The organism is Pseudomonas sp. RIT-To-2 (assembly GCF_029623465.1).
Classification (GTDB): Bacteria; Pseudomonadota; Gammaproteobacteria; order Pseudomonadales; family Pseudomonadaceae; genus Aquipseudomonas; species Aquipseudomonas silvicola.
Window position 1 is genome coordinate 20,856 of the sequence record NZ_JAPYKM010000017.1, and the last position, 24,711, is coordinate 45,566.

At 62.0% G+C, this 24,711-nt stretch carries 20 protein-coding genes; 14 read left to right on the top strand and 6 right to left on the bottom strand.

Features of this window, described 5'->3' with window-relative positions; translation table 11 throughout:
- Positions 1 to 69: 69 nt before the first annotated feature.
- The gene (locus tag QBK88_RS16605) at positions 70 to 1,098 is read right to left on the bottom strand and encodes an amino acid ABC transporter substrate-binding protein (RefSeq protein ID WP_268145333.1); all 1,029 of its coding nucleotides are present in this window, start codon (positions 1,096 to 1,098) and stop codon (positions 70 to 72) included.
- A gap of 477 nt (positions 1,099 to 1,575) precedes the next feature.
- Here QBK88_RS16605 and QBK88_RS16610 point away from each other — a divergent pair, with 477 nt between their 5' ends.
- Positions 1,576 to 2,232 (top strand): alpha/beta hydrolase, encoded by a 657-nt coding sequence (locus QBK88_RS16610; RefSeq protein ID WP_277962896.1) that lies wholly within the window; start codon positions 1,576 to 1,578, stop codon positions 2,230 to 2,232.
- A gap of 155 nt (positions 2,233 to 2,387) precedes the next feature.
- On the top strand, positions 2,388 to 3,854 hold the full coding sequence (gene rhlB, locus QBK88_RS16615; RefSeq protein ID WP_277962897.1) for an ATP-dependent RNA helicase RhlB: 1,467 nt from the start codon (positions 2,388 to 2,390) through the stop codon (positions 3,852 to 3,854).
- An 84-nt stretch (positions 3,855 to 3,938) separates the two neighbouring features.
- Here the strand turns inward: rhlB and moaE are convergent, their stop codons facing one another.
- From moaE to QBK88_RS16640, 5 genes are all read right to left on the bottom strand, one after another.
- Entirely contained in the window at positions 3,939 to 4,394 is a 456-nt protein-coding gene (gene moaE, locus QBK88_RS16620; protein WP_277962898.1) for a molybdopterin synthase catalytic subunit MoaE, read from the bottom strand.
- Between the two features lie 2 nt (positions 4,395 to 4,396).
- Entirely contained in the window at positions 4,397 to 4,642 is a 246-nt protein-coding gene (gene moaD, locus QBK88_RS16625) for a molybdopterin converting factor subunit 1 (protein ID WP_277962899.1), read from the bottom strand.
- Positions 4,639 to 5,112, bottom strand: coding sequence for a cyclic pyranopterin monophosphate synthase MoaC (moaC, locus tag QBK88_RS16630; protein ID WP_277962900.1), 474 nt, complete (start codon positions 5,110 to 5,112; stop codon positions 4,639 to 4,641). Before moaC ends, moaD begins: the two co-directional genes overlap by 4 nt.
- Positions 5,113 to 5,222: 110 nt before the next feature.
- Positions 5,223 to 6,617 (bottom strand): PhoH family protein, encoded by a 1,395-nt coding sequence (locus QBK88_RS16635; RefSeq protein ID WP_277962901.1) that lies wholly within the window; start codon positions 6,615 to 6,617, stop codon positions 5,223 to 5,225.
- A gap of 358 nt (positions 6,618 to 6,975) precedes the next feature.
- On the bottom strand, positions 6,976 to 8,100 hold the full coding sequence (locus tag QBK88_RS16640) for a polysaccharide deacetylase family protein (protein ID WP_277962902.1): 1,125 nt from the start codon (positions 8,098 to 8,100) through the stop codon (positions 6,976 to 6,978).
- 230 nt (positions 8,101 to 8,330) lie between these two features.
- Here QBK88_RS16640 and yaaA point away from each other — a divergent pair, with 230 nt between their 5' ends.
- The 12 genes from yaaA (at position 8,331) to QBK88_RS16700 (ending at position 24,675) form a co-directional block, all read left to right on the top strand.
- A complete protein-coding gene (gene yaaA, locus QBK88_RS16645; protein WP_277962903.1) occupies positions 8,331 to 9,110 on the top strand; it encodes a peroxide stress protein YaaA in 780 nt (259 codons plus the stop codon).
- 830 nt (positions 9,111 to 9,940) lie between these two features.
- The gene (locus QBK88_RS16650) at positions 9,941 to 11,257 is read left to right on the top strand and encodes a UDP-glucose dehydrogenase family protein (protein ID WP_277962904.1); all 1,317 of its coding nucleotides are present in this window, start codon (positions 9,941 to 9,943) and stop codon (positions 11,255 to 11,257) included.
- Positions 11,258 to 11,329: 72 nt separating this feature from the next.
- Complete coding sequence (alg8, locus tag QBK88_RS16655; RefSeq protein ID WP_445764950.1) at positions 11,330 to 12,811, top strand: mannuronan synthase; 1,482 nt, start codon at positions 11,330 to 11,332, stop codon at positions 12,809 to 12,811.
- A gap of 35 nt (positions 12,812 to 12,846) precedes the next feature.
- The gene (locus QBK88_RS16660) at positions 12,847 to 14,010 is read left to right on the top strand and encodes an alginate biosynthesis protein Alg44 (RefSeq protein ID WP_277962905.1); all 1,164 of its coding nucleotides are present in this window, start codon (positions 12,847 to 12,849) and stop codon (positions 14,008 to 14,010) included.
- A gap of 22 nt (positions 14,011 to 14,032) precedes the next feature.
- Positions 14,033 to 15,451, top strand: coding sequence for an alginate biosynthesis TPR repeat lipoprotein AlgK (algK, locus tag QBK88_RS16665; RefSeq protein ID WP_277962906.1), 1,419 nt, complete (start codon positions 14,033 to 14,035; stop codon positions 15,449 to 15,451).
- Positions 15,448 to 16,926 carry an alginate export family protein gene (locus QBK88_RS16670; protein ID WP_277962907.1) on the top strand — a complete coding sequence of 493 codons (1,479 nt, stop codon included), beginning with the start codon at positions 15,448 to 15,450 and terminating at the stop codon, positions 16,924 to 16,926. Before algK ends, QBK88_RS16670 begins: the two co-directional genes overlap by 4 nt.
- 26 nt (positions 16,927 to 16,952) lie before the next feature.
- A complete protein-coding gene (algG, locus tag QBK88_RS16675; RefSeq protein WP_445764951.1) occupies positions 16,953 to 18,545 on the top strand; it encodes a mannuronan 5-epimerase AlgG in 1,593 nt (530 codons plus the stop codon).
- Between the two features lie 11 nt (positions 18,546 to 18,556).
- Entirely contained in the window at positions 18,557 to 20,005 is a 1,449-nt protein-coding gene (locus QBK88_RS16680; RefSeq protein ID WP_277962908.1) for an alginate O-acetyltransferase, read from the top strand.
- Between the two features lie 8 nt (positions 20,006 to 20,013).
- On the top strand, positions 20,014 to 21,141 hold the full coding sequence (locus QBK88_RS16685; protein WP_277962909.1) for a mannuronate-specific alginate lyase: 1,128 nt from the start codon (positions 20,014 to 20,016) through the stop codon (positions 21,139 to 21,141).
- 126 nt (positions 21,142 to 21,267) lie between these two features.
- Positions 21,268 to 22,818 (top strand): MBOAT family O-acyltransferase, encoded by a 1,551-nt coding sequence (locus QBK88_RS16690; RefSeq protein ID WP_268145359.1) that lies wholly within the window; start codon positions 21,268 to 21,270, stop codon positions 22,816 to 22,818.
- Between the two features lie 11 nt (positions 22,819 to 22,829).
- Positions 22,830 to 23,978 carry an alginate O-acetyltransferase gene (locus QBK88_RS16695; RefSeq protein ID WP_277962910.1) on the top strand — a complete coding sequence of 383 codons (1,149 nt, stop codon included), beginning with the start codon at positions 22,830 to 22,832 and terminating at the stop codon, positions 23,976 to 23,978.
- Positions 23,979 to 24,024: 46 nt separating this feature from the next.
- Entirely contained in the window at positions 24,025 to 24,675 is a 651-nt protein-coding gene (locus QBK88_RS16700) for an alginate O-acetyltransferase AlgF (RefSeq protein ID WP_268145365.1), read from the top strand.
- Positions 24,676 to 24,711: the final 36 nt, after the last annotated feature.

Here is a 24,711-nt window from a genome sequence, read left to right on the forward strand (position 1 = left end):
GAAGTGCCCCGGTAGAAAGGGAATGTAACAGCGCCTGGCGGCATACGGGCCGCCAGGCGCGGGGCCGGCTTAACGTACGGGTGGTGCGTACTGGATGCCGCCGTTGTTCCACAAGGCATTCAGGCCACGGTCAATGGCCAGCGGGGTGCTCTTGCCCAGGTTTTTCTCGAACACTTCGCCGTAGTTGCCCACCTGCGAAACGATCTTCACTACCCAGTCCTTCGGCAGCTTCAGGTCCTTGCCGTACTCGCCGTCGCCGCCCAGCAGGCGTGCCACGTCAGGGTTCTTGGTGGACTTGGCTTCTTCAACGACGTTCTTGGAAGTGATGCCTGCCTCTTCAGCGTTGAGCATGGCGAACAGCGTCCACTTGACGATGCTGAACCACTCCTCATCGCCCTTGCGCACGACCGGGCCCAGGGGCTCCTTGGAGATGGTTTCCGGCAGTACCACGTAGTCGCCCGGGGCGGCCAGCTTGGAGCGCTGTGCGTACAGTTGCGACTTGTCGGAGGTGAGCACGTCGCAACGGCCGCTTTCCAGGGACTTGGCGCTTTCATCGGAGGTGTCGAAGGTGATCGGGGTGTATTTCAGGCCATTGGCGCGGAAATAGTCCGATACGTTCAGCTCGGTGGTAGTACCGGCCTGGATGCAGATGGTTGCACCGTCCAGTTCCTTGGCGCTCTTGACGCCCAGTTTCTTGTTGGCAAGGAAGCCTACGCCGTCGTAATAGGTGACACCGGTGAACATCAGGCCCATGCCTGCGTCACGGGAGCTGGTCCAGGTGGTGTTACGCGACAGCACGTCGATTTCGCCGGACTGCAGGGCGGTGAAGCGTTCCTTGGCATTCAGCTGGCTGAACTTGACCTTGGTGGCGTCACCGAACACGGCAGCGGCCACGGCGCGGCAGACGTCGGCGTCGATACCCTGGATCTTGCCGGTGGAGTCCGGAACGGAGAAGCCAGGCAGGCCATCACTGACGCCGCACTGAATGAAACCTTTCTTCTGAATCGCGTCCAGAGTGGCGCCTGCCTGGGCGAAACCGCTCACCCCCAGAACGGTGGCGGCAGTCAGGACAGCCAGGGTGGATTTCAGCATTTTCATTCAAACCTCCAAATTGCTCTTGTTGTGTAGAGCGTGTGTCCTGTCGCACCCTTTTGAGGCGATTTCGACCCCGTGCCGGCTTGGTTTTGGGTCAAGCGTTGCAGGACTCATTTTTTGATTGTGTGAGCGCAGGCCGCCTCTTGGCGTTTTGCAAACTCACGGCTCCTTGATCGGTCGAACAGATGAGGCGTTATGCTTCGCCCCTGTCGTTTCGCATGACCCGTGGAAGGTGAACCACTCATTCGCGGTTGGAACCGCTTTGGCTACCCGGCTCACAGCCTGATAGTGTTACCGGATGAGTAAATCCTTCCACTTGGCGGATACATAGCAAAGCGCGTACCACGTTACAGCGCACAAGCGTTTCAGCCCCCGTCAATGGGAAAACTTGCCACCTTGCGACATCTTTTTCCCGTATCGCCCTGATACGCCCCTTTGCAACGCACTTTATGGGAGCGTTCGCACTTTTTTGGAGCAGCCATGAGCAACCCGATGATTCTTGAACCTACCCAGCCTGCCGACGCCTGTGTGATCTGGTTGCATGGGCTGGGCGCCGACCGCTACGACTTCCTGCCGGTGGCCGAAGCCCTGCAGACAAGCCTGCCAAATGCCCGTTTCATCCTGCCCCAGGCCCCCACCCGGCCGGTGACCATCAATGGCGGCTACGAGATGCCGAGCTGGTATGACATCAAGGCCATGACCCCGGCGCGGGCCATAGATGCCGACCAATTGGATGAGTCGGCCGATATGGTCAAGGGCTTGATCGAAGCGCAAGTGGCCGCGGGCGTCCCCGCCTCGCGGATTTTTATCGCGGGGTTCTCCCAGGGCGGCGCCGTGGTCTACCACACGGCGTTTTCCCGCTACGCCGATACTTTGGGTGGCGTGCTGGCCCTGTCCACCTATGCGCCAGGGTTTCACGATGGGGTGCAACCCAGTGCAGCTCAGAAGGCCACGCCGGTACTATGCCTGCACGGTACGGAGGACGAGGTGGTACTCCACGCCATGGGGCGCGCGGCCCATGACTTCCTTGACCGCAAAGGCGTGGTGGTGGAATGGTGTGAGTACCCGATGGGGCATGAGGTAGTGATCGACGAAATTCGCGATATCGCCACCTGGCTGGGCAAAAAACTGGCGTGATCCGTCGCAGCTGCCGCCCGGCTGCGCCCGGCGCCCCGCGCCTCGCCTGGTAACCTGGGCGCTTGTGACGCGGCCTTGCGGCGGCTGCTACACCGCGCCCGATTCTTGCATTACACTGCCCGGCGTACATTCCTTAACCAATTAATGAGAAGACCGTGCTCAAAGCACTCAAGAACCTGTTCGGAAAAAGCGAGGCTGAGCCGCTCGCAGCCGAAATGACTGCTCCTGTGGCACCGAGCCCGGCTCGGGAAACGGCCATCCCCCAACCGGCAGAGCCAGAACTGCCGGCCCCTGTGGCACCGGTGGAAGCTCGGGAAGCAGCCGCCGCTGCCCACCAGCCAACCCCGGAAGCCGAGCGGGTCAAGCCCTCCCCTCGCGAGCGCAAGCCCAAGCCTGCGCGCGCCCTGTGGAAACTGGAAGACTTCAAGGTCGAGCCGCAGGAAGGCAAGACCCGGTTCCATGACTTCAAGCTCTCCGCCGACCTGATGCATGCCATTCATGACCTGGGGTTCCCCTACTGCACGCCGATCCAGGCGCAGGTGCTTGGCTTTACCCTCAAGGGCAAGGACGCGATCGGCCGGGCCCAGACCGGTACCGGCAAGACCGCTGCGTTCCTGATCTCGATCATCACCCAATTGCAGCAGACCCCGCCGCCCAAGGAACGCTACATGGGTGAGCCACGGGCACTGATCATCGCCCCGACCCGCGAACTGGTGGTGCAGATCGCCAAGGACGCCGCGGCGTTGACCAAGTACACCGGCCTGAACGTGATGACCTTCGTCGGCGGCATGGACTTCGACAAGCAGCTCAAGCAGCTTGAAGCCCGCCACTGCGACATTCTCGTCGCGACCCCTGGTCGCCTGCTGGACTTCAACCAGCGCGGCGAGGTGCACCTGGACATGGTCGAAGTGATGGTGCTGGACGAAGCCGACCGCATGCTGGACATGGGCTTCATTCCCCAGGTGCGCCAGATCATTCGCCAGACCCCGCCGAAAAGCGAACGCCAGACCTTGCTGTTCTCCGCCACCTTCACCGAAGACGTGATGAACCTGGCCAAGCAATGGACCACAGACCCTGCCATCGTCGAGATCGAGCCGGAGAACGTCGCCAGCGAAACCGTGGAGCAGCACGTCTACGCCGTGGCCGGCAGTGACAAGTACAAGCTGCTGTACAACCTGGTCAACGACAATGGCTGGGAGCGGGTGATGGTGTTCGCCAACCGCAAGGACGAGGTACGGCGCATCGAGGAAAAACTGGTGCGCGATGGCGTCAATGCCGCGCAACTGTCAGGCGACGTGCCGCAGCACAAGCGCATCAAGACCCTGGAAGGTTTCCGCGAAGGCAAGATCCGCGTGCTGGTGGCCACCGACGTGGCGGGGCGCGGCATCCACATCGATGGCATCAGCCACGTGATCAACTTCACCCTGCCGGAAGACCCGGACGACTACGTGCACCGCATTGGCCGCACGGGCCGGGCGGGCGCCAACGGTGTATCGATCAGCTTTGCCGGCGAGGATGATTCCTACCAGTTGCCGTCGATCGAGACGCTGCTGGGCCGCAAGATCAGCTGCGAAATGCCACCGACCGAACTGTTGCGGCCGGTGCAGCGCAAGCATTCCTGAACCACGACGTCTGCTTCCCGAGCTTCGCCCGGCCCTGCAGGAGATCGAGGTCTCCTGCAGGGCCGGGCGAAGCTCGGGAACCAGTCACCGCCTTTGCCAGCGGTCGGCCGCCTGGTTGTCGCTGGCCTTGCCGTCTACCCAACGCTCACCTTGAGCGGTCTTTTCTTTCTTCCAGAACGGCGCGCGGGTCTTCAGGTAATCCATGATGAAATTGCAAGCATCGAACGCAGCCTGCCGATGAGCACTGGCCACGCCGACGAACACGATCGGCTCCCCAGGCTCGAGGGCGCCGATGCGGTGCAGCACCTCCACCTTGAGCAACGGCCAGCGCTGCTCGGCCTCGATGATGATCTTGCCCAGGGCCTTCTCGGTCATGCCCGGGTAGTGTTCCAGAAACATCCCTGACACCTCCAGCCCATCGTTGAAGTCCCGCACATACCCCACGAAACTCACTACCGCGCCCACGCCGACGTTGGCTGCGTGCATGGCATTGACCTCGGCCCCGGGGTCGAATGCGCCTGGCTGAACTCGCACGGCCATGGTCAGCCTCCGGTCACGGGTGGAAAGAACGCCACTTCGTCGCCGTCAGCCACTGGCTCATCGAGCTTGCACAGGTCCTGGTTGCGGGCGCACATCACATTGCTATCGCCCAGCACGCTCCAGTTGCCGCCACGCTCCAGCAACTCCTGGCGCACGTCCGCCAGGGTAGCGAAAGTACCCACCAATTCCTCGCCATCCATGCCCATGGCTTCCCGGTAACGAGCAAAGTACACCACCTTGATGTTCATGCCGGGCCCGCCTGGTAGTGGCCGCTCTTGCCGCCGAGCTTTTCCAGCAGCCGCACGGTTTCGATGACCATGCCCTTGTCCACGGCCTTGCACATGTCATAGATCGTCAACGCGGCGATGCTGGCGGCCGTCAACGCCTCCATTTCCACCCCGGTCTGCCCGGCGAGCTTGCAGCGGGCGCGGATCAGCACGGCGTCTTCGCCGTCGGCGCTCAGCTCGACCTTGACGCTGGTGAGCATCAGCGGATGGCACAGGGGAATCAGGTCACTGGTCTTCTTTGCCGCCTGGATGCCGGCGATACGCGCCACGGCGAACACGTCGCCCTTGGGGTGCTCGCCGTCGACGATCATTTTCAGGGTTTGCGGGCGCATCCGCACCCTCGCCTCGGCCACGGCTTCACGGGACGTCACCGCCTTGTCGGTGACATCAACCATATTGGCACGGCCCTGGGAATCGAGATGGGTCAGCAATTGCCTTGCTCCTTTGCGGGGGAAAGCAATTGTAACCCCTTTGCGGAGTTGGGAGTTTCACGCTTCAAGCTGCAAGCGGTCGGCTTGCAGCTTGACGCGTTTGGCTACCCTTACAAATGGGATTCCGCGTACTCGGCCAGCACCGAGCGCGGCACCCCTTGCAGGGTGATGTGCACACCGTTGGGGAAGTCCTTGAAGCGCTCGGTCAGGTACGTAAGGCCCGAGCTGGGCGCCGACAGGTACGGGGTATCGATCTGCGCCAGGTTGCCCAGGCAGATCACCTTGGAACCGGCACCGGCACGGGTAATGATGGTTTTCATCTGGTGCGGGGTCAGGTTCTGGCATTCGTCGATCAGGATCAGGCTCTGCTGGAACGAGCGACCGCGGATGTAGTTCAGGGATTTGAACTGCAGCGGCACCTTGCTGAGGATGTAATCAACACTGCCGTGGGTGTTTTCGTCATCCATGTGCAGCGCTTCGAGGTTGTCGGTGATGGCGCCGAGCCAAGGCTCCATCTTCTCGGCCTCGGTACCCGGCAGGAAGCCGATCTCCTGGTCCAGCCCCTGCACACTGCGGGTGGCGATGATGCGCCGGTAGCGCTTGCTGACCATGGTCTGCTCGATGGCCGCGGCCAAGGCCAGAATGGTCTTGCCCGAACCTGCCGCGCCCGTCAGGTTGACCAGGTGGATATCCGGGTCCAGCAAGGCAAACAGCGCCAGCGCCTGATGAACGTCACGTGGTTTCAGGCCCCAGGCTTCCTGGTGCAGCAACGGCTCCTGGTGCAGGTCGAGCAGCATCAGTTCGTCGTCCTTGACGCCCTTGATCCAGCCGACGAACCCCTGTTCGTCGATGATGAATTCGTTGATGTGCACCGCCGGCAATGGCTCCAGCAGTTGTACCCGGTGCCAGGTGCGACCGTGGTCCTGACGCGTCTCGACCTTGCTGACGCGGTCCCAGAACGAGCCGGTCATCTCGTGGTAGCCACGCGACAGCAGCGAGACGTCGTCCACCAATTGGTCAGTGCTGTAGTCCTCGGCCGCGATACCGCAGGCACGGGCCTTGAGGCGCATGTTGATGTCTTTGGTGACCAGGACCACGTCCCAGTCCTTCTTGCGCTCGTGCAGGTCAACCAGCTGGTTGATGATGATGTTGTCGTTGAGGTTACCCGGCAGCACCGTGGTGGGTGGGCCGCCCTTGGTCATGAGAATGGACAGGAACCCCTTGGGGGCACCCTTGCCGCGCTGGATGGGCACGCCCAGCTCGACGTCCGCCGGGCTGGCATCGCCCAGGGTCTGGTCAATCAGGCGAATGGCCTGACGGCATTCGGCAGCCACCGATTGCTTGCCACTTTTAAGCTTGTCCAGTTCCTCCAGCACGGTCATGGGAATGGCGACATGGTGTTCTTCGAAATTCAGCAACGCGTTTGGATCGTGGATCAGTACATTGGTATCGAGCACATAAAGGATTGGCTTGTCGGAAGAAATGGTGCGTCCTTGATCATCCATACTCGGTCACCTTTGAGAGAGCCGTTCGACGCAATACCTGAACGGTGCTGCGCCGCGAAGTGACCGCCGTTTCCGCACGACCCAGAGGGCTGTGGACGAACGGAACTGCAATGGACGGTGGGCCGGGTGACGCCACCTGTGCTGCAGGGTTCGGCGATCTGTCTTCGTAATACCGCAAAACCCATGACGTTAAAAAGCACTTTGACGCTTTTTTGAAGTTTATTTTTCTGCATGACGAATAACGCTTGGCGCAGGGGGAAAGCACCGGTAAAGTCAAAAGTCCACCCCGCCCCGATCGTGTTTCAAATCCTTTCCAATACAGCCCGTCACTCTCTTTTTTCTGGACGTTCACCGGCGTTCACTGGAATTGCCGACAGTCCTGCCAACCGATTCCCGCTTGCGCCGTCTGCTTGAGCAGCCAGGGCAATGCCGTCTGCACTTTGGCCTGGGTATCGTGGAACGCGATGACCCCATGGCGCCATAACAGCATCAATGTCAGCACCCGCTGGGCACTCTCGTCGGCCGTCAGCTGGCTGTTGCTGTCCTGCGAGTCGATGTCCCATAGCGCCACTTTCATCTGTTGCGTACTCAGGAACACACCTGCGTCTGGCCGGCGGGTGCCATACGGCGGGCGGAACAGGGGCACGTAATTGTCGGGCAATTCGTTTTCAACCACCGTGGTGGTACGGGTGATCGAGCCTTCCCAATCGTTCCAGTCGGCATGGGAGCGATACTGCCAGCCCTGTACCCCCACGCATTGGTCCTTGTACAGCGCCGTCAGGCTGCCCGGCTCGCCCTTTTCGCGGCGCCCGGCGAAGTTCTGCCCCAGCACGAAGAACGTAGCGTTGATGTTCTGCTTGCGCAGGAAATCGGCGACCCACTCAGTACTGCCCACTGCGATGCTGGGGCCACTGTCGAAGGTCAACAGAAAGACCCGGTCGTTGAAAGCGCTGCCATTGAGTTCGTCCGGGCTGACCTTCAGTACTTCACTGCTGATCTGGGGGGACAGGGCCGCCTTGCGCAGCAATTCATCCACGTAGATCTGGTCGAATACCCGCGCCGGAGCGCCCCAGTTGGCATAGAAGGAATCAGGCGCCACGGTGAAGTTGTTGGCTTGAGTGCGCAGGTCGTCCAGGCTGTCCACGGCGAAACAGAACGAGGCATCCTGCTCGCAGCTTTGCTGAGCCTGGTTGTAGTTCTGCCACAAGCGCTGCCACAGCTGTTGGCGCAGCTCGTTGATCGCCACCAGGTTCACCGTGCGCAGGTCCAGGCGGTCGGCCAGGGCGGTTTCATCCAGGGCTTCGGACTGCAGCAGGATATGCGCGAACATGAGAATCTCGGCCCGCGAAGCCACGTCGAACAAAGCCGGCGAGCTGAGGGTTTCCGGCCAGGTACTGCGGTCGATGGTGGCCACGGGGGGCGGCACGGCGGCCTGGGCCTGGAAGCTGGCGAGGGCGGCAAAGAACAGGCTGGCTAGGCGCAATGGCGAACGCTCCATGGTCGGGGGTGGGGGGGATCATAAACCATTCGGCCCCGCGCACATTCTGCGATCTTCAGTGAGCACTTCTGAGCCCAACAAGGATCCGGGTCCAGCCTTGTCTGCTCGGCAGAATGCTCGCCCCCCCCCGCCACCCATCCCGCTATCACCCTAATAGATGGAGTTCCCCGCCCCCACCGCCTAAAATCGCGCTCACGATAAAAGGAGACGATTTCATGCTGACGGTGATTTCCCCCGCCAAGACCCTGGATTACGAAACACCCCCGGTAACCGACCGCTTCACCCAGCCCCAGTACCTGGACCACAGCCAGGAGCTTATCCAGATACTGCGAGAGCTGGCCCCGGCGCAGATCAGCGAACTGATGCACCTGTCCGACAAACTGGCCGGCTTGAACGCCGCGCGGTTCGGCAGCTGGAACCCGGCCTTCACCCCGGACAACGCCAAGCAGGCGCTGCTCGCGTTCAAGGGAGATGTGTATACCGGGCTGGACGCCACCACGCTGGCCGAGGCCGATTTCAGCTACGCCCAGGACCACCTGCGCATGCTATCCGGCCTGTATGGGCTGCTGCGCCCCCTGGACCTGATGCAGCCATACCGCCTGGAAATGGGCACCAAGCTAGCCAATGCCCGCGGCAAGGACCTGTACGCCTTCTGGGGCACCCGCATCAGCGAGTGGCTGAACGAAGCCCTGGCCGAACAAGGCGACGACCTGCTGCTGAACCTGGCCTCGAACGAGTACTTTTCGGCAGTGAAACGCACGGCCCTCAAGGCCCGCATCATCAATACCGAGTTCAGGGACCTGAAGAACGGTCAGTACAAGATCATCAGCTTCTACGCCAAGAAAGCCCGCGGCATGATGAGCCGGTTCGTCATTCAGGAACGCGTCGACACCCCCGACGCCCTGAAGCAATTCGATGCCCAAGGCTATTACTACAGCGCCGACCATTCGAAACCAGACAACCTCGTGTTCCTGCGCGACCATCCCGCCGACTGAAGCCTCTTTTCGGTGCGTGTTTTTGTCCTACAAAACGCGCACCGCGCCCCTCACAAAAAAGTACAGATTGCCACTACTGGTCATTATTTTGGCGCCAACAAGTCGTCAAATTAGATGATTGCCGTCCGCTATTCAGCTTCTGTTCAGGAAACTTCGCTTTTTTTGACGACTTTTTTTTGAATGCTGGCACAAAAATATGACGCTCGCGCAACTCCCCTGATCCAAAGGGCAAAACCTCCCTGTGCTATCACTGTGCAAGCATTTGTAGAGATGAAATTGTTGAAGAATTTGTCATCAGGCGTGACCCCCCTCAGGAACTAATCGCAAATTCCACTGCTCATACCACCCGTAACGATTCTCGAGCGCTATGTGAGAGATGACCTACAGGGAAACAGGAATTGGTTTTGAGCATGGAGCTCGTGAAACTTTGATTAAACCTAGTGTGGATGACCCAAAGTTGATCTCAGGAGAGAACGCACCAAAAGTAGTCTTCGAATTGGCCAGGCCAGAGCCTCGTATACCGAGCTCCTGCAAAGCGTCTTAGTGCTTGATTTCATTGGCGTCACGCCAAGATCGCAGTCGGCACTGCAAGCTAGGAAGTCGTCTTTGTAATACAGGCTGGCTACACATCAGGGCACACGCCCACTAAACGGCCAAGCGCTGCTCTTGTTGAGTGCATTATTGTGCGCACTCAATATTTAAATATGCCTGCAAGCGGGACCATGACAGCTAACTGTCACGTTTCCGAGTGCGCGAATACTGCTGGTTAATTAAAACCCGGTCCGGCTCTTACTTGTTGAGTCGGCGCGATAACACATGAGGTGAATGCGATGCGTATCAGCATCTTCGGTTTGGGTTATGTCGGTGCAGTCTGTGCCGGTTGCCTGTCTGCACGCGGTCACGACGTTGTTGGCGTGGATATTTCCAAGGCCAAGATTGACCTAATCAACAACGGTAAATCGCCTATTGTCGAACCGGGCCTGGAAGCACTTCTGGCACAAGGGATTCAGAGCGGCCGCCTGCGCGGTACCACGGACTTCTCGGAGGCAATTCGCGCCACTGACCTGTCGATGCTCTGCGTCGGTACCCCCAGCAAAAAGAACGGCGACCTGGAACTCAACTACATCGAATCGGTGTGCCGTGAAATCGGTTTCGTGCTGCGCGAAAAGACCTCGCGCCACACCATCGTGGTGCGCAGCACCGTGCTGCCAGGCACCGTCAAGAACGTGGTCATCCCGATCCTTGAAGACTGCTCGGGCAAGAAAGCCGGCGTCGACTTTGGCGTGGCCGTAAACCCTGAGTTCCTGCGTGAATCCACCGCCATCAAGGACTACGACCACCCACCGATGACCGTCATCGGCGAGTTCGACCAGGCCTCTGGCGATGCCCTGCAATCGCTGTACGAAGAACTCGACGCACCGATCATCCGCAAGGACATCGAAGTGGCCGAGATGATCAAGTACACCTGTAACGTGTGGCACGCCACCAAGGTGACCTTCGCCAACGAGATCGGCAACATCGCCAAGGCCGTGGGCGTCGATGGCCGTGAAGTGATGGACGTGGTGTGCCAGGACAAGGCCCTGAACCTGTCCCAGTACTACATGCGCCCAGGCTTCGCCTTCGGCGGCTCGTGCCTGCCCAAGGACGTGCGCGCACTGACCTACCGCGCCAGCTCCCTGGACGTGGATGCCCCGCTGCTCAACTCGCTGATGCGCAGCAACGTGTCCCAGGTACAGAACGCCTTCGACATCATCTCCAGCCACGACAAGCGCAAGGTCGCCCTGCTGGGCCTGAGCTTCAAGGCCGGCACCGATGACCTGCGCGAAAGCCCGCTGGTCGAACTGGCCGAGATGCTGATCGGCAAGGGTTTCGACCTGAAGATCTACGACAGCAATGTCGAGTACGCCCGCGTCCACGGTGCCAACAAGGACTACATCGAATCGAAGATCCCGCACGTTTCCTCGCTGCTGGATTCGGACTTCGACGGCGTGATCAACAACTCCGACGTGATCATCCTGGGTAACCGCGACGAGAAATTCCGTTCGCTGGTCGAAGCCGTGCCGCACGGCAAGCAGGTCATCGACCTGGTGGGCTTCATGCCCAACACAACCTGCCCGGAAGCTCGCACCGAAGGCATCTGCTGGTAAGGCCGCGGGGCCTGCCGGTCCGCCGGCAGGCCCGCTCCACCCCTTGCCCGACAATCGATACGGACGCAGATCATGCACAGGCTAAAACACGGTCTTCTCCAGGCCGCCGGATGGTTGTTCTACCTGACATTGCTGATGGCAATCGCCCTGGCGTTGCCGACGACTCTTTTCGACTCCCAGTCGAAAGACTTCATTTTCCTGGTGGGCGCCGTGGGTATCTGGCGCTACTCCATGGGCGCCACGCACTTCGTGCGGGGCATGCTGTTCCTGTATGTGGTCTACCCGCGCCTGCGCCGCAAGGTGCAGAAACTGGGCGACGCCGCCGCCCCCAGCCACGTATTCCTGATGGTCACCAGTTTTCGCATCGACGCCCTGACCACCGCCCAGGTATACAGCTCGGTGATCCGCGAGGCCATCGAGTGTGGCTATCCCACCACTGTGGTCTGTTCGCTGGTGGAAATGTCCGATGAACTGCTGGTCAAGGCCTTGTGGGCCAAGATGGCCCCGCCTGACCGCGTCTCCCTGGACTTCGTGCGCATCGCCGGCACCGGTAAGCGCGACGGCCTGGCGTTCGGTTTCCGTGCCATCTCCCGCCACTTGCCCGACGACAACGCAGTGGTGGCGGTGATCGACGGCGACACCGTGCTGGCCGAAGGCTGCGTGCGCAAGACCGTGCCCTGGTTCAAGCTTTATGAAAACGTCGGCGGCCTGACCACCAACGAATTCTGCGAAGTACGCGGCGGCTACATCATGAGCGAATGGCACAAGCTGCGTTTCGCCCAGCGCCACATCAACATGTGCTCCATGGCCCTGTCCAAGCGCGTGCTGACCATGACCGGGCGTATGTCGGTGTTCCGCGCCACCGTGGTCACCAATCCCGAATTCATCGCCGATGTGGAAAGCGACTCGCTTGAACACTGGCGCCTGGGCCGCTTCAAGTTCCTGACCGGCGACGACAAGTCCAGCTGGTTCAGCCTGATGCGCCTGGGTTACGACACCTTCTACGTGCCTGACGCCGCCATCAACACGGTGGAACACCCGCCCGAGAAGAGCTTCCTCAAGGCCAGCCGCAAACTGATGTACCGCTGGTATGGCAACAACCTGCGCCAGAACTCCCGCGCCCTGGGCCTGGGCGTGCGCCGCCTGGGCGTGTTCACCAGCATCGTGTTGTTCGACCAGCGCGTGTCCATGTGGACCAGCCTGCTGGGCCTGACCGTGGCCATCATCGCCACGCTGAAATTCAATATCGCGTTCCTGCTGGGTTACCTGCTGTGGATCGGCATCACCCGATTGATCCTGACCATCATGCTGTTGTGTTCGGGGCACTCCGTGGGGCCTGCCTATCCGGTGATCCTGTATTACAACCAGATCGTCGGCGCACTGATGAAGATCTATGTCTTCTTCCGCCTCGACAAGCAGTCCTGGACTCGCCAGCCCACCGTGCTCAAACGTGATCTCGCCAGCTTTCAACAATGGTTCAACACCTGGTCTTCCCGGACCATGACGTTCTCGGCCGCCAGCATCTTCGTCGCTGTGCTGTTCGTGATCGTGTGAGCCGGACACTAATGGATTAAGTAGGAAATACCGCCATGAATAATGCCGTGAACGTGAACGTTGTGCATGAATCCGAAGCCCAGCGCCAGCATGCTCGAGTCAAGCTGCCCGCCAAGCTTCGCTACCAGGGGCCCAACCGCGAAACCATCGAGGTTCGCATCGAAGACCTGTCGGCGGGTGGCTTGGCGTTCACCGCCCCCAAGCCGTTGAAAGAAGGCGAAGTGCACCGCGGGCGCCTGATGTTTGTCATCGATACCCTGGGCCTGGGCATGGACATCGAATTCCAGGTGCGTTCGTTCAACGACGCCACTGGCCGTGTGGGTTGCCAATTCCAGAACCTGGAACAGCAGGACATCGCCACCATGCGCCACCTGATCACCTCGCACCTGAGCGGCGAGATCATCAGCGTCGGCGACGTGCTGGGCACCCTGCAGCGTGACAACTTCACCAAGGCGCGCCGCGACAAGAAAGTCGGCGGCCAGTCGGCCATGGCCCGCCTGCGTGCCGTGACCTTCAGCGCCGGCGTGTTCGTGGTAGGCCTGGCCGCCTTCGGCTTCGTGCTCAAGTCGGTGTACGGCCTGTATTTCGTCACCCATGCCCAGGCGGGCCTGGTGTCGGCGCCCTCGATGAACATCACCATGCCGCGCGACGGTACCGTGCAAAGCCTGGTGGGTGCAGACGGCGTGGCACCCAAGGGCGCGCCACTGGCGACCTTCAGCACCAGCATGCTCGACGTGCTGAAAGGCAACCTGGACCCAGACCAACTGCAACCCGAGAAAATCACCGAACTGTTCGGCAAGCAAATGACCGGCACCCTCACCTCCCCCTGCGACTGCACCGTGGGCCAGCAACTGGTCGCCGACGGCCAGTACGCCAGCAAGGGCGACGTGATCTTCACCCTGGTACCGCGCAACACCACCGCCAACGTCGAAGCGCGCTTCGCCTACCGCCAGTTCGGCGACATCACCCCGGGCACCGCGGTGAACTTCCAGGTGGCCGGCGACACCACCGTGCGCCAGGGCAAGGTGGTCAACGCCACCAGCATCAACCCGCTGGACCTGTCCTCGGACCTGCGTGTGCAGATCCAGCCGAATGAGCCTCTGAACAGCAACCTCACCGGCCGTGCCGTCGACGTCAGCAGCGACCGTGGGCCGTCGCTGAACTGGCTGATGGACAAAGCCATGGCCGCTGGCCAGTAAGCCGGAATCGAGGAGAACACCTGTGGCTAGCACTCTAAGAATATTGCCAGGATCGGCGCTGTTGGGCCTGGCCGTCGCGATCGGCCTGGCCGGTTGCGCGGGCCTGCCGGACCAGCGTCTGGCCAACGAAGCCTTGAAGCGTGGCGACACGGCGCTGGCCCAGCAGAACTATCAGCAACTGGCAGACCTGGGCTACACCGAAGCCCAGGTGGGCCTGGCCGATATCCAGGTGGGAACCCGCGACCCCGAGCAGCTGCGCCAGGCCGAGGCCACCTACCGCGCCGCGGCCGATACCTCACCGCGGGCCCAGGCCCGCCTGGGGCGCCTGCTGGCCCTCAAGCCGCACCCCACCGAGGCCGAACAGCGTGAAGCCGAAGGCCTGCTGAAGAAAGCGTTCGCCAATGGCGAGGGCAACACCCTGACGCCGCTGGCCATGCTCTACCTGCAATACCCCAACACCTTCCCGGGCGTGAACGCCCAGGAAAAGATCAACCAGTGGCAGGCCGCCGGCTACGCCGAGGCGAACCTGGCGCAAGTACTGGTGTACCGCATCCAGGGCACCTACGACCAGCACTTGGACGACGTCGAAAACCTGTGCCGCAAGGCCTTGAACGTGGCCGATGTGTGCTACGTGGAATTGGCCACCGTGTACCAGAAGCGCCAGCAGACCGACCGCCAGCAAGCCCTGCTCGCACAGTTGCAGGCTGCCTATGCCAAAGGCGCCGTACCAGCCATGCGCGTGGACGCCGTGGCACGCGTGCTGGGTGACGCCAGCCTGGGCCAGACCGACGAGAAAACCGCCCAGGCGATGCTGGAAAAGATCGCCCCGGTGTACCCGGCCTCGTGGGTCAGCCTGGCGCAGTTGCTGTACGACTTCCCGGAGCTGGGTGACGTCGACAAGATGATGGAATACCTGGACAAAGGCCGTAACGCCGACCAACCCCGTGCCGAGCTGCTGCTGGGCAAGGTCTACTACGAAGGCAAGCTGGTGCTGCCGGACGCGAAAAAGGCCGAGCAGCACCTCAAGGCTGCCGCACCCACCCAGGTCAGCGCTCATTACTACCTGGGCCAGATCTACCGCCGTGGCTACCTGGGCGAACCCGAGCCACAGAAGGCCGTGGACAACCTGCTGGTAGCGGCCCGCGGTGGCCAGGCCAGCGCCGACTTCGCCTTGGCCCAGCTGTATTCGGGCGGCCGCGGCACCCAGCCGAACCCGGTGTACGCCTACCTGTTCGTGCAACTGGCCAAAGCCCAGCCCGAACCGGCCCAGCCGGTGCTGGACCTGGCCACGCAACTGGAAACCACCCTGTCACCTGACCAGCGCGCCCAGGCCCAGCAACTGCTGCAGCAAGAACAGCGAGTGCGCGGTGCCATGAACCAGAACAGCAGCATTGCCCTGCAGACGCTGGAAGACGAAGACGGTGAGGACAAATCGCTATGAAGTTGAACCAATGGATGAAGGCCGGTATCGGCCTCGGCTTCGCCGCCCTGTGGTCCTGCCCGACATTGGCGGCCCTGACCGCCGACCAGAATTTCGGCCTTGAAGTCAAAGGCACCCTGCAGTCCGAAGACGACCGCGACCTGGGCACCCGCTCCGGCGGCGACGTCAACGGCCTGGGCCTGGACCTGCGCCCTTGGCTGTACGGTCAGTGGGGCAACTGGAGCGCCTATGCCATGGGCCAGTTGGTGACCGCCACCGACACCATCCAGACCGACACCCTGCAAGAGTCCGATGTCAGCAGCGACAGCACCGCCAGCGGCCGCGAGCAGAAACGCAACTACCTGGCCATGCGCGAATTCTGGGTCGGCTACAGCGGTTTCACGCCCTACCCCGGCGAGATCCTCAAGTTCGGCCGCCAGCGCCTGCGCAATGACGACGGCGAATGGAAAGACACCAACATCGAAGCGCTGAACTGGGACTTCGACACCACCCTGCTGCGCGCCCACGCAGGTGTTGCCGAACGTTTCAGCGAATACCGCACCGACCTCACCGAGCTGTCGGCCAGCGACAAGGACGTGCTCCACGCCTATGGCGATGTGTCGTACCAGTGGACCCCTGGCCAGTGGGTCGGCCTGCGCGCCCACCATACTCATGACAGCGGCAGCCTGCCCCATACCGGCGAGGCCATCGACGATTCGGACAAGAGCAGCACGGGCGACCTGACCTGGCTGGGCCTGGAAGCCGACAGCGATGCGTACAACCACGAGAACCTCAACACCATCAACTACTGGAGCAGCCTGACGTTCATGTCCGGCAACCGCGACAGTATTGGCAGCAACGTGGTCGACGGCCAGACCGTGGCAGGCGACAAGAGCAGCGGGCACGTCAACGGCTGGGCCACCGACCTGGGCCTGCGCGTGCACCTGGACCCGAACTGGCAAGTGGGCGGCGCCTACTCGCGTGCCAGCCGCGACTACGAACAGAATGGCCTGCAAAGCAACCGCTCGACCTGGACCGGCACCCGTGCCCGCGTCGCCCGCTTCGGCGAGGCCTACCAGGCCGAGATGGCCAACACCCAGACCGCGTCGCTGTTCGCTTCCTGGCAGCTGCGCGACGAATACGACGCCAGCCTGATCTACCACAAGTTCTGGCGGGTGGACGGCAACCAGGGCATCGGCACCAGCACCCTGGATGCGGTGAACACCACCTTCGACCCGGAAAACCCGACCGATATCACCTCCATCAGCTCGCTGCCGTTGTCCGACGGTGACAAAGACCTGGGTCAGGAAATGGATCTGGTGGTGTCCAAGTACTTCAAGCAAGGCCTGTTGCCTGCGGCCCTCAGCCAATCCCTGGACGAGCCGTCGGCCCTGGTGCGCCTGCGCGCCGGTGTGTTCAAACCCGGCTCGGCCTATGGCAACCAGGTGGACAACTACATGCACCGCGCCTTTATCGACGTGATCTGGCGCTTCTGATGCGACTGCGAAGGGAGTGCGATGACATGATGAACAGCGACAGATCACCGTTGCCAACAGCCTTGCTGGCCACCGCCCTGCTGCTGGCCAGCGGCGCCGCCCTGGCCAGTGCCCCGGCCGCACACCCGGCAGCGGCCCCGGCGCAGGACGAAGCCAAGACCCTGCAACAGGCCAAGACCTACACCGTGACCACCGCACCGCCGGAGTCGCTGGAACTGGCCGCGCCGAAACTGCCCGACCTGACCGGCTACACCGCACAGGCAGTGGCGGCCAAGATCGACCGCCGCAAGCCGGGCAAGGTCATGGTCAAGCGCATGCTGCAGGAAGACGTGCTGAAGGAATTCATCGGCGGCGACAACAAGATGGCAGAGTGGGTGAACCGCCAGCACGGTATTCCCCAGGCCATCTTCGTCGAGGACGGCTACGTCAACCTCACCGAGCTGACCAAAAAGCTGCCCAAGCAGTACATCCGCGAAACCGCGCCGGGTGTTTACCTGGCCCGCTTGCCTATCGTGGTCGGCCACAACGGCGTGTTCGAAGTCGACAAGCAGACCAAGGAACTGCGCCTGTCCCAGGAGGGCGGCGCATTCATCGTCAACGACGGCAAGCTGTTCCTGCGCGACACCCGTGTGCTGGGCTGGCGCGAGGCCGACAACGGCCCGTCCACCTTCCGCCAGCCCAAGGAGTTCCGCCCGTTCCTGCTGTCCTGGGGTGGCACCGAGACCTACATGGTCAACACGGTGATGGCGAGCATGGGCTACAACCAGTCCAAGTCCTATGGCGTGAGTATTTCCCAGTACACCCCGAACATGAGCGCGCAGATGGGCCGCGGCCAGCCAACCGGCTGGATCATCGGCAGCACCTTCTCGGACATGTGGTACGGCTTCTACTGCTATGAAACCCGCGACTTCGTGGTCAAGAGCAACACCTACCACGACAACATCATCTACGGCATCGACCCCCACGACCGTTCCCACGGCCTGATCATCGCCGACAACACCGTGTACGGGACGAAGAAGAAGCACGGCATCATCGTGTCGCGGGAAGTGAACGACAGCTTCATCATCAACAACCGCAGCTACGACAACCACCTCTCGGGCGTGGTGATCGACCGTAACAGCGTGGGCAACCTGGTGGCCTACAACAAGATCTACAAGAACCACACCGACGGCATCACCCTGTACGAGAGCGCCGACAACCTGCTGTGGGGCAACGAGCTGCTGGGCAACAAGCGCCACGGTATTCGCGTGCGCAACAGCACCAACATCCGCCTCTACGAAAACAAGGCGCTGGCCAACGGCCTGACCGGTGTGTACGGGCACATCAAGGACCTGAGCAACACCGACCGCAACATCAAGCTCGACCCGTTCGACGCCCAGGTCTCGCTGATCCTGGTGGGTGGCGAACTGGCCGGCAACGGCACAGGGCCGCTGTCCATCGACTCGCCCCTGTCGGTGGAGCTGTACCGGGTGTCGATGCTCGCGCCGACCAAATCCAGCGGCATCAGCTTCACCGGCATCCTGGGTGACCGCCAGGCGGAAATCATGGACCTGATGGTACGCCAACAAAAAGCCGTGCTGATCGACCCCGTCGAACGCCAGACCGAAATGCAGGACTGAGGATGAATTTCATGCACCCCACATTGATCAAGCTGCTCAGCCTGTCGGGCCTCGCCGCCGCGATGCTGGCCGCCAACGGCGCCAAGGCCCAGGACTTCGCCGCGCCCAAGTACGAAGCCGCCCCCTGCTGCAGCCTGTGCCCGGCCGCCCATGACGCCAAAAACTATGTGACCCGCTACCAGCAGAACTTCACCACCCTGGTACAGGCCCAGGGCGACTGGCTGTTCCGTACCCAGGAAGACCTGCGTACCGAGTTCGACACCACCCCCGAAGGCTACCGCCGCCTGCAGCAGTTGCACGATGCATTCAAGAGCAAGGGCATCGAACTGGTGCTGGTGTACCAGCCTACCCGTGGCCTGGTGGACCGCAACAAACTGTTCCCGGCCGACCGCGACAAGTTCGACTACGACAAGGCGCTGAAAAACTACCAGGCCATGCTCAAGCGCTTCGCCAGCATGGGCTATAACGTGCCGGACCTGTCGCCGTTGACCAACGAACAGCAGGCCCACGACTTCTACTTCCGCGGCGACCAGCACTGGACCCCGTATGGCGCCCAGCGCACCGCCAAGATCGTGGCCGAGACCGTGAAAAAGATGCCCGCCTTCGCCAACGTGCCCAAGCGTGAATTCGAAACCCACCTGTCCGGGCGCATGGGCAAGACTGGCACCCTGCACAACATGGCTGGCCAGCTGTGCGGCACCAGCTACGCCATTCAGTACATGGACCAGTTCACCACCGAGCCCAAGGGCGAGGCCTCCGACAGCGACCTGTTCAGCGATGCCGGTACCCCGCAGATCACCCTGGTGGGCACCAGCCACAGTGGCAAGAACTACAACTTCTCGGGCTTTCTGGAACAGAGCATCGGCGCCGACATCCTCAACGTCGCCTTCCCCGGCGGCGGCCTGGAAGGCTCGATGCTGCAGTACCTGGGTAGCGACGACTTCCAGAAGCACCCGCCGAAAATCCTCATCTGGGAATTCTCGCCGCTGTACCGCCTGGACCAGGAGACCATCTACCGGCAGATGATGTCGATGCTGGACAACGGCTGCGAAGGCAAGCCAGCCGAACTGCAAGCCAGTGCCACGCTGAAAACCGGCAAGAACGAACTGCTGGTGAACGGGCGCAACGGCATCAAGGACCTGCACAACGGCAACCACCAGATCGACATCCGGTTCGCCGACACCTCGGTCAAGACCCTGCACGCCACCCTCTGGTACCTGAACGGCCGCCACGAGGACCTGAAAATCGAGAAACCCGAAACATCCGAAACCGACGGGCGTTTTGCCTTCGAGTTGCGCAACGACGAGGACTGGGCTTCGCAGAACCTGCTGGCCCTTGAGGTGCAAGGCCCGGACGCCGGGCAGGCACCGCAGAAAGTCGAAGCCACCGTGTGCAAGCGCAACGTCTTCCCCGGCGTTCAGCAATCACCGAAACAACAGAACGCCCAAGCCGGACTGTGAGGTCAATCATGAACCGCGCCAACGTACTCAAGCACCTGCTGGCCCCGACCCTGTTGGGCCTGGCCATGTTCGCCGCCAACGCCCAGGCTGCCGCACCCTTGCACCCGCCGCAGGGTTACCTGGCGGCCGTGGACAAGTTCAAGACCAGCCCCAACGACCAGGGCTGCCAGGCCATGCCGGCGCCCTACACCCAGAGCCTGCAGTTTCGCAGCAAGTACGAAGGTTCGGACAAGACCCGTTCGACCTTCAATGCCTCGTCCGATAAAGCCTTCCGTGATGCCACCAAAGACATCACCAACATGGAGCGCGGCATCAGCAAGCAGGTGATGGTGTACATGCGCGACGGCAACCCGCAGGAGCTGGACTGCACCTTGAACTGGCTGACCGCCTGGGCCCAGGCCGACGCGCTGATGTCCAAGGACTTCAACCACACCGGCAAGTCCATGCGCAAATGGGCACTGGGCAGCATGGCCTCGGCCTACGTGCGCTTGAAGTTTTCCGATTCGCACCCACTGGCCAACCACCAGCAGCAGACCCAGGTGATCGAAGCCTGGTTCGGGCGCCTGGCCGACCAGGTGGTGAGCGACTGGAACAACCTGCCGCTGGACCACACCAACAACCATTCGTACTGGGCAGCCTGGTCGGTGATGGCCGCCTCCGTGGCCCTGGACCGCCGCGACCTGTTCGACTGGTCGGTGAAGGAATACAAGATCGGCGCCAACCAGGTCGATGCCGACGGTTTCCTGCCCAACGAAGTCAAGCGCCAGCAGCGCGCCCTGGCCTACCACAACTACGCCCTGCCACCGCTGTCGATGATCGCCAGCTTTGCCCAGGCCAACGGTGTGGACCTGCGCCAGGAAAACAACGGTGCCCTCAAGCGCCTGGGCGACAAGGTGCTGGCAGGGGTGAAAGACCCGAGCATCTTCGAAGCGAAGAACGGCAAGGACCAGGACATGACCGACCTGAAGGTGGACAGCAAATTCGCCTGGCTCGAACCCTGGTGCAGCCTTTACAGCTGCCCACCCGATGCGTTGCAGCGCAAGCATGAAGGCCAGCCGTTCAAGACCTTCCGCCTGGGCGGCGACCTGACCAAGGTCTACGACCCCGAGCACGAGAAAGGTAACAAGGGCTCGTAGCACTTGTAGCCGCTGCCGTCAGGCAGCGGCTACAGGCGGTAACCGGACGTAATCACCCCCTGGAATAAATGGGGGGTTTGGGGGGGCTTCGGCCCTTGTGTATGGATCAAACAAGGAGAGATCGGGATGGTTTTCTCATCTAACGTGTTCCTGTTCCTGTTCTTGCCGGTCTTTCTCGGCTTGTACTACCTGTGCGGCAATCGTTACCGCAACCTGCTGTTATTGGTCGCCAGCTATGTGTTCTACGCCTGGTGGCGGGTGGATTTCCTGGCGCTGTTCGCCGCGGTCACCCTGTGGAACTACTGGATCGGCCTGCGCGTAGGCGCCGCCGGCATCCGCACCAAACCCGCGCAACGCTGGCTGCTGCTGGGCGTGGCCGTGGACCTGTGCGTGCTGGGCTACTTCAAGTACGCCAACTTCGGCGTGGAAAGCATCAACGCCATCATTACCTCGTTCGGCATGCAGCCGTTCATTCTTACCCACGTGCTGCTGCCCATCGGCATCTCGTTCTACATTTTCGAATCGATCAGCTACATCATCGACGTGTACCGTGGCGACACCCCGGCCACGCGCAACCTGATCGACTTCGCCGCGTTCGTGGCCATCTTCCCGCACCTGATCGCAGGGCCGGTATTGCGCTTCGCCGACCTGGTGGACCAGTTCAACAACCGCACCCACACCCTGGACAAGTTCAGCGAAGGCGCCACCCGCTTCATGCAGGGCTTCATCAAGAAGGTGTTCATCGCCGACACCCTGGCCACCGTCTCGGACCACTGCTTCGCGCTGACCAACCCCACCACCGGCGACGCCTGGCTGGGTGCCCTGTCCTATACCGCGCAACTGTACTTCGACTTCTCCGGCTACAGCGACATGGCCATCGGCCTGGGCTTGATGATGGGTTTCCGCTTCATGGAAAACTTCAAGCAGCCCTACATCAGCCAGTCGATCACCGAGTTCTGGCGCCGCTGGCACATCAGCCTGTCGACCTGGCTGCGCGACTACCTGTACATCACCTTGGGTGGCAACCGCAAAGGCACCCTGGCCACCTACCGCAACCTGTTCCTGACCATGCTGCTGGGCGGCCTGTGGCACGGCGCGAATTTCACCTACATCATCTGGGGTGCCTGGCATGGCGCCTGGCTGGCCATCGAGCGGCTGCTGGGCATCAACACCACACCACGCTCGCTGAACCCCATCCGCTGGGTGTTGACCTTCCTGCTGGTGATCATGGGCTGGGTGATCTTCCGCGCCGAGAACCTGCACGTGGCCTACCGCATGTACGGCGCCATGTTCAGCTTCGGCGACTGGCACCTGTCGGAACTCAACGCCGCCAGCCTCACCGGCCTGCAAGTCGCCACCCTGGTGGTCGCTTACCTCACCCTGGCGTTCTTCGGCCTGCGTGACCTGTACAGCAACCCGCCCAAGCCCAAGGCCAAGGCGCCGGTGGCCGAAGCCAATGGCCCGGCTACCGCGCAACCTGGCCTGTACCGCGCCACCCCGGGCGACAACCCGGCAGCCCTGGCGGCCCATGCCCATGGCCATCAGGTGCAAGCCTCGTACTGGACCGTGGACTGGAGCCGGTACCTGATGCGCGCCCTGGTGCTGCTGCTGTTCGTGGCGTCGATCCTGAAGCTGTCGGCGCAGAGCTTCTCGCCATTCCTTTACTTCCAGTTTTGAGCGAGCCGACCATGACCCGATCATTACGCATTCTCTATATCCTGCTGTTCCTGGCCGTGCTGCTGGGCCTGGGCATCTGGTCGTTGTGGAGCTTCGCCAGCTTCAACCGCACCGCGCAGATGACCGTGCTCAACGGCAAGTTCACCAAGGCGGTGGAAACCCACTACGACGACCAGTTCCCGATCAAGCGCCTGGGCACCAACCTGTGGGCCGCGGTGGACTTCAAGCTGTTCAACGAAGGCCGTCCCGGCGTGGTGCTGGGCCGCGACCAGTGGCTGTACAGCGACGAGGAGTTCGACCCGGTGGCCGGCGGCCAGCAGATCGAAGCCGACAACTTCGCCCTGATCAAAGGCGTGCGTGACCAGCTCAAGCAACACGGTGTGCAACTGGTACTGGCCATCGTTCCGGCCAAGGCCCGCCTGTACCCCGAGCACATCGGTGCCACCGCACCGGCCGAACTGCACAAGGACCTGTACCAGCAGTTCCATGCCCAGGCCGCGGCCGCCGGTATCCTCGCCCCCGACCTGCTGGCCCCGCTGCAACAGGCCAAGGCCCAGGGCCAGGTGTTCCTGCGCACCGACACCCACTGGACGCCCATGGGCGCCGAAGTGGTGGCGCACAACCTGAGCACCGCCATTGCCCAGAAGGCGCCGCTGAGCGGCGACCCGCAGACCTTCGTCACCGCCAGCGAACAGGCCAAGCCCTACAAGGGCGACCTGACCAACTTCCTGCCCCTGGACCCGCTGTTCAGCAACCTGCTGCCCAAGCCCGATGAACTGGCCCAGCGCACCACCACCCAGGCCGGTGACAAGGCCGCCAGCGGTGACGCCCTGTTCGGTGGCAGCGAAATTCCAGTGGCCCTGGTGGGCACCAGCTACAGCGCCAACCCGCACTGGAACTTCCTGGGCGCCCTGCAGCAGTCGCTGCATAGCGACGTGGTCAATTACGCCGAGGACGGCCATGGCCCGATCCTGCCGATGCTCAAGTACCTGCAAACCGACGCATTCAAGAGCAGCCCGCCACAAGTGCTGATCTGGGAATTCCCGGAACGATATCTGCCGATGAAAAACGACCTCAGCGACTTCGATCCGAACTGGATCGCCGAGCTGAAAAAAGACCCGAACACCAACCAGAACCTGGCTGTGGGCCAATCCAACTGAGCCTTCGTCAAGAGCGCTCGACCTTACAAGCAAAGAGGAATCGCACATGACCGCACGTACCGTTAAAACCCGTCTCGCCGCCGCTGTCATCGCCGCTGCCGGCCTGCTCTCCACCCAGGCGTTCGCCGGTGGCGACGCCGCGCTCTACGGCCCTACCGCGCCAAAAGGCTCCGCGTTCGTTCGCGTCTACAACGCCAGCAACCAGGAAGTCAGCGCCAGCGTCGGCAACACCAACCTCAACGAAGTCGCACCGCTGGCCAGCAGCGATTTCAGCTTCCTGCCCCAGGGCGACTACAGCGCCAAGGTAGGCGCCAAGACCCTGCCGGTGAAACTGGCTTCGGACCACTACTACACCGTGGTCAACAACACCAACGGCAACCCGCAGCTGGTTGAGGAACCACCGTTCAAGAACAAGCAGAAGTCGCTGGTACGCGTGCAGAACCTCAGCGACAAGCCCCTGACCCTGAAGACCGCCGACGGCAAGACCGACGTGGTCAAGGACGTGGCCGCCAAGGGTACCGGTGAGCGCGAGATCAACCCGGTGAAAGTCAGCCTGGCGCTGTACGAAGGCGACAAGAAAGTCAGCGACCTCAAGCCTGTGGCCCTGGAGCGCGGCGAAGCCGCCGTGCTGTACGTGACCGGCGAAGGCACCAGCCTGTCGCCAGTGTGGGTACAGCGCCCGGTCTCCACTCGCTGAGAAGAATCGAGTTGGCCGCCCGCCCGAAACGGGCGG